The sequence below is a fragment of the Microbacterium sp. genome, from assembly GCF_035554235.1.
In the GTDB taxonomy this organism is placed as follows: Bacteria; Actinomycetota; Actinomycetes; order Actinomycetales; family Microbacteriaceae; genus Microbacterium.
Genome location: NZ_DATMIO010000172.1, coordinates 1 through 10942, shown reverse-complemented (window position 1 = coordinate 10942; position 10942 = coordinate 1). Strand labels below are relative to the sequence as shown.

General features: G+C 69.0%; 7 protein-coding genes. All 7 read right to left on the bottom strand.

All coding sequences use genetic code 11. The features are described from left to right. The coding region (gene pyk, locus VNT50_RS08700; RefSeq protein ID WP_325484719.1) for a pyruvate kinase at positions 1 to 1010 on the bottom strand (1010 nt) is incomplete at its 3' end. A 56-nt stretch (positions 1011 to 1066) separates the two neighbouring features. After that, positions 1067 to 2533, bottom strand: coding sequence for a glutamate synthase subunit beta (locus VNT50_RS08695; RefSeq protein WP_325484718.1), 1467 nt, complete (start codon positions 2531 to 2533; stop codon positions 1067 to 1069). Beyond that, positions 2526 to 7100 carry a glutamate synthase large subunit gene (gltB, locus tag VNT50_RS08690; RefSeq protein WP_325484717.1) on the bottom strand — a complete coding sequence of 1525 codons (4575 nt, stop codon included), beginning with the start codon at positions 7098 to 7100 and terminating at the stop codon, positions 2526 to 2528. Before gltB ends, VNT50_RS08695 begins: the two co-directional genes overlap by 8 nt. A 77-nt stretch (positions 7101 to 7177) precedes the next feature. Beyond that, the gene (lgt, locus tag VNT50_RS08685) at positions 7178 to 8197 is read right to left on the bottom strand and encodes a prolipoprotein diacylglyceryl transferase (protein ID WP_325484716.1); all 1020 of its coding nucleotides are present in this window, start codon (positions 8195 to 8197) and stop codon (positions 7178 to 7180) included. 29 nt (positions 8198 to 8226) lie between these two features. After that, positions 8227 to 9030 carry a tryptophan synthase subunit alpha gene (gene trpA, locus VNT50_RS08680; protein ID WP_325484715.1) on the bottom strand — a complete coding sequence of 268 codons (804 nt, stop codon included), beginning with the start codon at positions 9028 to 9030 and terminating at the stop codon, positions 8227 to 8229. Further along, a complete protein-coding gene (gene trpB / locus VNT50_RS08675) occupies positions 9027 to 10232 on the bottom strand; it encodes a tryptophan synthase subunit beta (protein ID WP_325484714.1) in 1206 nt (401 codons plus the stop codon). The genes trpA and trpB overlap by 4 nt, the downstream gene beginning before the upstream one ends. Beyond that, positions 10229 to 10942 (bottom strand): indole-3-glycerol phosphate synthase TrpC (trpC, locus tag VNT50_RS08670; protein WP_325484713.1); only part of this gene is annotated, 714 nt, incomplete at its 5' end. The genes trpB and trpC, both read right to left, overlap by 4 nt.

Genomic DNA, 10942 nt, shown 5'->3' with positions numbered 1-10942 from the left:
AGGCCGTGCTCCTCGGTGGAGGCGACGATGCGTGCCATGGTCTCGACGACGACGACCGGGTAGTCCCCGACGCTCGTCTCGCCCGACAGCATGACCGCGTCGGCGCCGTCGAGCACGGCGTTGGCGACGTCGCTCGTCTCGGCGCGGGTCGGGACCGGGTTCTCGATCATCGACTCGAGCATCTGCGTCGCCACGATGACGGGCTTCGCCATGCGGCGGCACAGCTCCACCGCGCGCTTCTGCACGATCGGCACCGCCTCGAGCGGCAGCTCGACGCCCAGGTCGCCACGGGCGACCATGATGCCGTCGAACGCGTCGATGATCTCTTCGAGGTTGTCGACGGCCTGCGGCTTCTCGATCTTGGCGATGACGGGCACGTGGCGTCCCTCTTCGGCCATGATGACGTGCACGCGCTGCACGTCCTTCGCGCTGCGCACGAACGACAGAGCGATGAGGTCGGCGCCGATGCGCAGGCCCCAGCGGAGGTCGGCCTCGTCCTTCTCCGACAGGGCGGGGACGTTGACCGCGACACCAGGGAGGTTGATGCCCTTGTTGTTGGAGACGGGGCCTGCGACGATGACTTTCGTCGTGACGACGGGTCCCTCGACAGCGGTCACCTCGACGCGTACCTTGCCGTCGTCGATGAGCAGGAAGTCTCCGGGCTTGACATCGAGGGGAAGGCCCTTGAACGTCGTCGAGACGATGTCCTTCGTGCCCTCGATGTCTTCGGTGGTGATCTTGAAGATGTCACCCGCCGCAAGCTCGTGCGGGCCCGCGGCGAACTTGCCGAGACGGATCTTGGGGCCCTGCAGGTCGACGAGTACGGCGACGGCCCGGCCCGCATCATCCGCCGCACGGCGCACGTTGGCAAAACTCGCCTCGTGCACGGTGTAGTCCCCGTGGCTGAGGTTCATACGGGCGACGTCGACGCCCGCATCGATGATGGCGCGAACCATCTCGTACGTCGACGTTGCCGGCCCTAAGGTGGCGACGATTTTGGCGCGTCTCATGCGTGTGTGTGCTCCGAGTCGTTGGGGTTGGGGGGATGGGAAAAGCCGTCGCAAGCCTACGCGGGCTGCAGACCGATCGCGAGATCGGTGGGGCGCACCGGCGAGGGCAGGGAGGTCTCGCCCATCAGGAAGGCATCGACGCTCGCAGCCGCAGCGCGGCCTTCCGCGATCGCCCACACGATCAGCGATTGACCGCGGCCGGCGTCGCCGGCGACGAAGACCCCCGACACGGATGTCTCGTACGTGTCATCGCGCTCGACGTTTCCTCGCCCCGTGAACTGCGGGGTGAGCTGGTCTTCGAGTTCGGTGCGCTCGGGACCCGTGAAGCCCATCGCGATGAGCACCAGGTCGGCCGGAATCTCGCGCTCCGTGCCACTCCTGGGGACGCGCTTCCCGTCGACGAACTCTGTCTCGGCGACGCGCAGCGCTCGCACCTCGCCGGCGCCGTTCGAGAGGAACTCGACGGTCGAGGCGAGGTAGACCCGCTCACCGCCCTCTTCGTGAGCGGAGCTGATCTCGAAGAGGGTCGGATCCATCGGCCAGGGCTGGTGGTCGGGGCGTGCGTGCGCCGGCTGCTTGCCGATTGCGAGGTTGGTCACGCTGAGAGCGCCCTGGCGGTGTGCGGTGCCGATGCAGTCGGCGCCGGTGTCGCCGCCGCCGATGACGATCACGTGCTTGCCCTCGGCCGAGATCTGGTTCGGAACCTGATCCCCCGCGACGGCCTTGTTCGACTCGACGAGGTACTCCATCGCGAAGTGCACGCCGGCGAGATCACGACCCGGGATCGGAAGCTCGCGCGGGATGGTGGCCCCGGTGGCGATGACCACCGCGTCGTACCGGCCGCGCAGCTCGGCCCACGTGATGTCGACGCCGATCGTGACGCCCGCACGGAAGCGGGTGCCCTCGTCGCGCATCTGCCGCAGGCGGGCCTCGAGGTGCTTCTTCTCCATCTTGAAGTCCGGGATGCCGTAGCGGAGGAGCCCGCCGATCCGGTCGTCGCGCTCGTAGACGGCCACGGTGTGGCCCGCGCGCGTCAGCTGCTGGGCTGCGGCGAGGCCGGCGGGTCCGGAGCCGACGACCGCGACGGTCTTGCCCGTCAGGCGGGCCGGGGGCTCCGGCTCGACCCATCCGCTCGAGAACGCCTCGTCGATGATCGAGACCTCGATCTGCTTGATCGTGACGGCCGGCTGGTTGATGCCCAGCACGCACGCGCTCTCACAAGGGGCGGGACACAGGCGCCCCGTGAATTCGGGGAAGTTGTTCGTGGCATGCAGGCGCTCGATCGCCGAACGGCCCTCGCCGCGCCAGGTCAGGTCATTCCACTCGGGAATGAGGTTGCCGAGGGGGCAGCCCTTGTGGCAGAACGGGATGCCGCAGTCCATGCAGCGCCCGGCCTGCCGGCGCAGCACGGCGGAATCGCCCGGTTCGTAGACCTCTTTCCAGTCCATGATGCGGACGGGCACGGGGCGGCGGGCCGGCAGCTCGCGTTCGGTCGTCTTGAGGAAGCCCTTCGGGTCAGCCACCGGTCACCTCCAGGATGCGGGTCCAGACGACGTCGCCGTCGGGGTCGAGCCCCTCGGCCACGGCCTCTTGACGGGTCTGCAGCACGGCCGCGTAGTCACGGGGCAGCACGCGGACGAAGTTCAGCGATTCGGCCTCGAAGTTCTCGAGCAGCGAACCCGCGAGGGCGGAGCCGGTCTCGGCCCTGTGCTGCTCGAGCAGGTCGCGAAGGATCTCGACATCGCCGGCGCCGAGCTCGAGAAGCTCCAGCTCACCGGAGGCCAGCGCCTCGCGGTTCACCAGTGCCCTGTCGAGCTTGTAGATGTACGCGCTGCCGCCGCTCATGCCGGCGCCGAGGTTGCGTCCGGTGCGACCGAGGATGACGGCGAGCCCACCCGTCATGTACTCGAGTGCGTGGTCGCCGACGCCCTCGACGACAGCCGTGGCGCCGGAATTGCGCACGAAGAAACGCTCGCCGACAACGCCGCTCAGGAACATCGTCCCCTGCGTGGCGCCGTAGCCGATGACGTTTCCGGCGATGACGTTCTCCGAGGCCGCGAAGGTCGCGCCGCGCGGCGGGCGGATCACGATCTGACCGCCGGAGAGGCCCTTGCCGACGTAGTCGTTGGAGTCGCCCTCCAGGCGGAGCGTGATGCCGGCGGGCATGAACGCTCCGAACGACTGTCCCGCCGACCCGGTCAGGTTGACGACGATCGACCCCGATGGCAGTCCGTTCTCGCCGTGCGCCTTGGTCACGCGGTTGCCGAGCATGGTCCCGACCGCTCGTGCGGTGTTTCGCACGGGCAGGTCGAGAACGATCTGCCCGCCGCGCGCGATCACGTCCTGCGCACGCTCGATCAGCTGGACATCGAAGTGTTCGTCGAGCTCGTGGTCCTGACCGCGGAAATTGCGGCGCGGCTCGTCCTCGGCGAAGTCAGGGCCCTCGAGGATCGGCGTCAGATCGAGACCGACCGCCTTCCAGTGCTCGACGGCGCCGTTCACATCGAGCAGCTCCTGGTGACCGATGGCCTCATCCAGTGACCGGAAGCCCAGCTCGGCGAGGTACTCGCGCACCTCTTCGGCGATGAACTCCATGAAGTTGACGACGAACTCGGGCTTGCCGGTGAACCGCTCGCGGAGCACCGGGTTCTGCGTCGCGACGCCGACGGGGCACGTGTCGAGATGGCAGACACGCATCATGACGCAGCCGCTCACGACGAGCGGCGCCGTGGCGAAGCCGAACTCCTCTGCTCCGAGCAGCGCCCCGATGATGACGTCGCGGCCGGTCTTGAGCTGGCCGTCCACCTGCACGACAACCCGATCGCGCATGCCGTTCAGCATGAGCGTCTGCTGGGTCTCGGCGAGGCCGAGCTCCCACGGAGTGCCCGCGTGCTTGAGCGAGTTGAGCGGGCTCGCGCCCGTTCCGCCGTCGTGGCCGGAAACCAGGATGACGTCGCTGAGCGCCTTCGCGACGCCCGCGGCGACCGCCCCGATGCCCGACTGGCTGACGAGCTTCGTGTGGATGCGCGCCTCGGGGTTCGAGCGCTTCAGGTCGAAGATGAGCTGCTTGAGGTCTTCGATCGAGTAGATGTCGTGGTGCGGCGGGGGCGAGATGAGCCCGACACCGGCCGTCGCGTGCCGCGTCCGGGCCACCCATGGGTACACCTTGGTCGGGGGCAGTTGGCCGCCCTCCCCCGGCTTGGCGCCCTGGGCGAGCTTGATCTGGATGTCGTCGGCCTTGGTGAGATAGAGGCTCGTCACGCCGAACCGGCCAGATGCGACCTGCTTGATGGCGCTCCGGCGGTCCTCGCTCAGCAGGCGGTCGACATCCTCGCCGCCCTCGCCCGTGTTGGACTTCGCGCCGATCGAGTTCATGGCGATCGCGAGCGTCTCGTGGGCCTCCTGCGAGATCGAGCCGTAGCTCATCGCGCCCGTGGAGAACCGCTTCACGATCGCCGAGACGGGCTCGACGTCATCGAGCGGCACCGGCTTGCGTGCGCCGGAGCGGAGCCGGAACAGCCCGCGGAGCGTCTTCAGCTCCTGCGCCTGGTCATCGACGAGCTGTGTGTACTGGCGGAAGATGTCGTACCGGCGCGACCGCGTCGCGTGCTGCAGACGGAACACCGTGTCGGGGTTGAAGAGGTGGGGCGATCCGTCGCGCCGCCACTGGTACTCGCCGCCGGTCCACAGGCGCTCGTGCGCCCGCGCCGCGCCGTCCTCGGGGTAGGCGTAGGCGTGCCGCGCAGCGTTCTCCGCCGCGATCACATCGATGTCGACGCCGCCCAGCTTCGACTCAGTGCCGGTGAAGTACCGCGCGACGAAGTCCTCTGAGAGTCCGACGGCCTCGAACACCTGGGCGCCCGCGTACGAGGAGACCGTCGAGATGCCCATCTTGGACATGATCTTCAGAACGCCCTTGCCGAGCGCGTAGATCAGGTTCTTCACGGCCTTCTCGGGCGTGACGCCGGTGATGTAGCCGGCACGAACGAGGTATTCGACCGTCTCCATCGCGAGGTACGGGTTGACCGCCGAGGCGCCGTATCCGATCAGGGTCGCCACGTGATGCACTTCGCGCACGTCGCCCGCCTCGACCACGAGGCCGACCTTCATGCGGGTCTCGTTGCGGATGAGGTGGTGGTGCACGGCGGCCACCATGAGCAGCGACGGGATCGGCGCGAGGTCCTTGTTCGAGTCCCGGTCGGAGAGCACGATGAGCTCCGCGCCGTCCTCGATCGCCTGGTCGGCCTCGCGGCACATCTGGGCGATGCGCTTCTCCATGCCCTTGCGACCGGCCTCGACGCGGTAGAGGCCGCGGATCGTCACCGAGCTGCGGCCGGGCAGGGCCGTGTCGATGTGCTGGATCTTGGCCAGCTCGTCGTTGTCGATCACCGGGAAGTCCAGGGTCACCGTGCGCGCGTGCTCGGGACTCCACTCCAGGAGGTTGCGTTCGGGACCGAGCCCGAGCTTGAGGCTCGTGACGACCTCCTCGCGGATCGAGTCCAGCGGCGGGTTCGTGACCTGTGCGAACTGCTGCGTGAAGTAGTCGAAGAGCAGGCGCGGACGCTCGCTCAGCACGGCGATGGGTGTGTCGCTGCCCATTGCGCCGAGCGGCTCGGCACCAGTCTGGCCCATGGGCATGAGGAGGATGCGCACCTCCTCCTCGGTGTAGCCGAAGGTGCGCTGACGACGCGTGATCGAGGCGATCGGATGCACGATGTGCTCGCGATCGGGGAGGTCGGCCAGGCGCACGGAGCCCTTGTCGAGCCACTCCTGCCACGGCTCGAGCGAGGCGAGCTCGGCTTTGATCTCGTCGTCCTCGACGATGCGGCCCGCGGCCGTGTCGACGAGGAACATGCGTCCGGGGCGCAGGCGCCCGCGGCGCTTGATGCGCTCCGGGGCGAAATCGAGAACGCCGGTCTCGCTGCCGATCACGATCAGTCCGTCGGTGGTCTCGGTCCAGCGCCCGGGGCGGAGGCCATTGCGATCGAGGGTCGCGCCGACGAGCGTGCCGTCGGTGAAGATCAGAGCGGCCGGGCCGTCCCACGGCTCCATCTGCACGGAGTGGAAGTCGTAGAAAGCGCGCAGCTTCGGGTCGATGTCGGTCTGCTTCTCGTACGCTTCCGGCACCATCATCATGATCGCGTGGGGAAGGCTGCGGCCCGTGAGCGTGAGCAGCTCGAGCACCTCGTCGAACGACGCCGAGTCGCTGGCACCCTCGGTGCAGATCGGCAGGAGGGGACGGATGTCGCCGAGCAGCTCGGACTCCAGCTGCGACTGGCGAGCCCGCATCCAGTTGCGGTTGCCGTTGACCGTGTTGATCTCGCCGTTGTGGGCGAGCATGCGCAGGGGCTGCGCGAGCGGCCACGACGGGAACGTGTTCGTCGAGTAGCGCGAGTGCACGACGGCGAGCTCGGAGGCGAACCGCTCGTCCTGCAGGTCGGGGTAGAACGGTTCGAGCTGGAGGGTGGTGACCATGCCCTTGTAGCCGAGCGTCCGCGATGAGAGCGAGACGAAATAGGCGTCGAGCTCGGTGCGCGCGCGCTTGCGAAGGCGGAACACGCGGCGGTCGAGCGCGATTCCCGACAGCGCCGGCTCATCGCCGGCGGCGGGCCGGGAGACGAAGATCTGCTCGAACACGGGACGGGCCGCGAAGGCCAGCTTGCCGAGGTTCTCGTCTTCGGTCGGAACCTCGCGCCAGCCGAGCACGAGAAGGTTCTCCGACGCGGCGATGTGCTCGATGCCGCGCTTCTGCGCGTCGCGTGCCTCGTCGTCGCGGGGCAGGAAGATCATGCCCGCCGCATACTCGCCGACCGGGGGCAGCTCGAAGTCGACGACCGCACGCAGGAACGCGTCGGGCATCTGGGTGAGGATGCCCGCACCATCGCCGGTGCCGGCGTCGGACCCGATGGCACCACGGTGCTCGAGGTTGCGAAGCGCCGTCAGTGCCAGATCGATGATGTCGTGCCCGGGCTCGCCTCGGAGCGTGGCGACCATCGCCAGGCCACAGGCATCCTTTTCGAAGGCAGGGTTGTACATGCCCTGCTTGGGGGGGAATGCGCCGAGGGCGCCGTGACGGGGGCTCGATGCCATGTCAACCGTCCTCACGTTGGAACTCAAATGGGACGACGTCGGCCCTCTGCGGAGTGCAGTACGAGAAAGAGGCTCGCTTACTCAGCGGTGACCTTGCTTGCGGGGGTGACGGTGCTTGTGGCTGTGTCTGTGTCTGTGCTTGTGGCGAGCCCGACCTCTGCTGCGGGCGGCTCGCTCACGTCGACGAAGTCGTCGGCTCCCTGCGATTGTACAGCGCCCTCGGGCGCCCACGCTCGGCCGGGCATGTAGGGAGAAGGCTCCAGGCCCGGGTGGCGGCGCTTCTGCACGATCATGATCACGATCCCGATGATCACGCCGAGGATCGCCGCCCACACGTTCGTCCGGAGGCCGAGGTAGATCTCGCTGGGATCGATCCGGATGGACTCCCATACGATGCGACCCGCGCTGTACCAGATCAGGTAGAGACCGAAGAGACGGCCCCACTGCAGCACGAACCGGCGACCCGCCCAGAGCAGCACGGCCGCACCCAGCAGGTTCCAGATGACCTCGTAGAGGAACGTCGGGTGAAACAGCGTGCCCTCGGGCAGTCCGGGCGGGAACGCGGGGTTGTTCGCGTCGATCTCGAGGCCCCACGGAAGGTCGGTGGGCAGGCCGTAGAGCTCCTGGTTGAACCAGTTGCCGAAGCGTCCCAGCGCCTGCGCGATGAGGAGGCCGGGCGCGAGCGCGTCGGCGAAGGTCCAGAAGCGGATGCCGGTCCACCGGCATCCGAGCAACGCTCCGACGGCGCCGCCGATGAGGGCGCCGTAGATGGCGATCCCGCCCTCCCAGATGCGGAAGATCGCCCAGATGTCGGTGCCCTCGCCGAAGTAGAACCCGGGGTGGGTCGCGACATGGAAGATGCGGGCGCCGACGATCGCGATCGGAACCGCGAGGAGGGCGATGTCGATGACGACCCACGGCTCCGCCCCGCGCTTGGTCAGCCGGGAGTTCGTCAGCAGGACCGCGACGATGATTCCCGCGATGATGCACAGCGCGTAGAAGTGGATGCGCAGCGGTCCGAGGTCGATGTAGCTCACCGAAGGGCTCGGGATGCTGGCGGCGACGCTCGTGAGGGCGTGCGGGAGCGCGAAAGTCATGGGTGCGAGTTTACTTGCCGGGGCTCGGTCTAGCTGCCGGGGATCGGCTCGGTGCGCCGGGTGCCGGCGGCGAGGGCACGGGTCGCCTCGCCGAGCCCTCCGAGCCCGCCGTCGCGCAGCGCGCGGACGAGCGCCGTGCCGACGATCGCGCCGTCGGCGTACTCCAGCACGCGGGCGACCTGCTCGGCGTTCGAGATGCCGATGCCGACGCATGCCCGTACGGCACCGTGCGACCGCATCCGGGCGACGAGCGTGCGGGCTGCGGCATCCAGCTGCGCTCGTTCGCCCGTGATGCCCATCGTCGAGACGGTGTAGACGAAGCCGGTCGAGTTCTGGATGACGAGCTCGAGTCGCTCGTCCGATGATGTGGGCGCGGCGAGGAAGACCCGGTCAAGGCCCACGCGGCGGCTCGCCGCGATCCACTCCCCCGCGGACTCCGGCGTGATGTCGGGTGTGATCAGCCCGGCGCCGCCTGCGGCGGCGAGGTCGTCGGCGTAGCGGTCGATTCCGTACTGCAGCACGGGGTTCCAGTACGTCATGACGAGCACGGGCACATCGACCCGGCTCGTGATCTCGCGGAGGGCGGTGAAGAGATCGCGCGTGCGGAACCCCGCCGCGAGGGCGGCTTGCGTCGCCTCCTGGATGAGGACGCCGTCCATCACCGGGTCGCTGTAGGGCGGCCCCAGCTCGAGGATGTCGGCGCCGTTCTCGGCGAGCGTCACGGCCGCCTCGATGCTCGTCCGAAGGTCCGGGTAGCCGACCGGCAGGTACCCGATGAGGGCCCCACGGCCGTCGGCCTCGGCGGCGGCGAGCGCCTGTTCGATGCGGCTCACGCGTTGTCCCGGTCGTAAAGGTCGAAGTACCGCGCGGCGGTGTCCATGTCTTTGTCGCCACGACCCGAGAGGCAGACGGCGATGATCGCGTCGCTGCCGAGTTCTCGCCCGAGGCGGAGGGCACCCGCCAGCGCGTGGGCGGATTCGATGGCCGGGATGATGCCCTCGGTGCGTGAGAGCAGGCGGAGCGCCTGCATGGCCTCGTCGTCCGTTGCGGGAATGTACTCGGCGCGCCCGATCGCCGAGAGCCACGCGTGCTCGGGGCCGACGCCGGGATAGTCGAGCCCCGCCGAGATCGAGTGCGACTCGATGGTCTGGCCGTCCTCGTCCTGCAGCACGAAGGTCTTCGCGCCGTGCAGCACGCCCGCGCGTCCGCGTTCGATGGATGCCGCGTGCCGCTCGGTGTCGACGCCGTCGCCGGCCGCCTCCACGCCGTAGAGCTTCACGTCGGCGTCGTCGAGGAACGCGTCGAACATGCCGATGGCGTTCGAGCCGCCGCCGACGCACGCGACGACGGCGTCGGGCAGGCGCCCGAGCGCGTCGAGCAGCTGCGCCCTGGCCTCTTCGCCGATGACCTTCTGGAAGTCGCGCACCATCGCGGGGAACGGATGCGGCCCGGCGGCCGTGCCGAAGATGTAGTTGGTCGTCTCGACGCTCGCGACCCAGTCGCGGTAGGCATCGTTGATGGCGTCCTTGAGCGTGCGCGAGCCGGTCTTGACGGGGATGACCTCCGCGCCGAGCAGGCGCATCCGCGCGACGTTCAGGGCCTGCCGCTCGGTGTCGACCTCGCCCATGTAGATCGTGCACTCGAACCCGAAGAGGGCCGCTGCCGTCGCGGTGGCGACACCGTGCTGTCCCGCGCCGGTTTCGGCGATGACGCGCGTCTTGCCGAGTTTCCTGGTGAGCAGGGCCTGGCCGAGCACGTTGTTGATCTTGTGCGAACCGGTGTGGTTGAGGTCCTCTCGCTTGAGGAAGATGCGGGCACCTCCCGCGTGCTCCGCGAAGCGCGGCACCTCGGTCATGATCGAGGGCCGGCCGGCGTAGGAGCGCAGCAACTCGGCGAATTCGGCCTGGAACGCGTCATCCGCCATCGCGGCCTCGTAGGCCGCGGCCAGCTCGTCGATCGCGGCGATGAGCGATTCGGGCATGTACCGGCCGCCGAAGTCGCCGAAGAACGGCCCGGTGGCCTCGCGCAGGCTCACTTCGCTCCCCTCCGCTCGCTCAGGGCATCGCCGACGGGCGCCGCCAGGAAAGCGCGGAGGGTGGCGACGGGGTCACCGGTCACGAGGGCCTCCCCGACGAGGACGACATCGGCGCCCGCGCGCCGATAGTGGGCGACGTCGTCCGGGTGGAGGACCGCGGACTCGGCAATCTTGATCGCGTCGGCCGGGATGGCATCGGCGAGGCGGCCGAAGAGGTCGCGGTCGAGCTCGAAGGTGGAGAGGTCGCGGGCGTTCACTCCCACCAGCCGCGCCCCGAGGTCGGCGGCACGGGCGACCTCGTCGGCCGAGTGCGTCTCGACGAGGGGCGTCATCCCGAGCTGCAGGGTGAGTGCGTGCAGCTCTTCGAGCAGCGGCTGCTCGAGGGCGGCGACGATCAGCAGCACGAGGTCGGCGCCGGCGGCCCGGGCCTCGAGCACCTGGTACGGGGTGGCGATGAAGTCTTTTCGCAGCACGGGAAGCGAGACCGCCCCGTGCACGGCGACCAGGTCTTCGAGACTGCCCTTGAAGCGCCGCCCCTCGGTCAGCACGCTGATCGCCGAAGCGCCGCCGCGCTCGTAGAGACCGGCCTGCAGCGCGGGATCGGGGATGCTCGCCAGGTCGCCGCGCGAGGGGCTCGCCCGCTTCACCTCGGCGATGATCTTGACGCGTTCACCGGGCGCAAGCGCAGCCATGGCATCGCGAGCGGCCGG

Excerpts from the sequence above, each read along its gene's own strand:
- gltB (WP_325484717.1), bottom strand. The coding sequence starts at position 7,100 with ATGGCATCGAGCCCCCGTCACGGCGCCCTCGGCGCATTCCCCCCCAAG.
- lgt (WP_325484716.1), bottom strand. The coding sequence starts at position 8,197 with ATGACTTTCGCGCTCCCGCACGCCCTCACGAGCGTCGCCGCCAGCATC.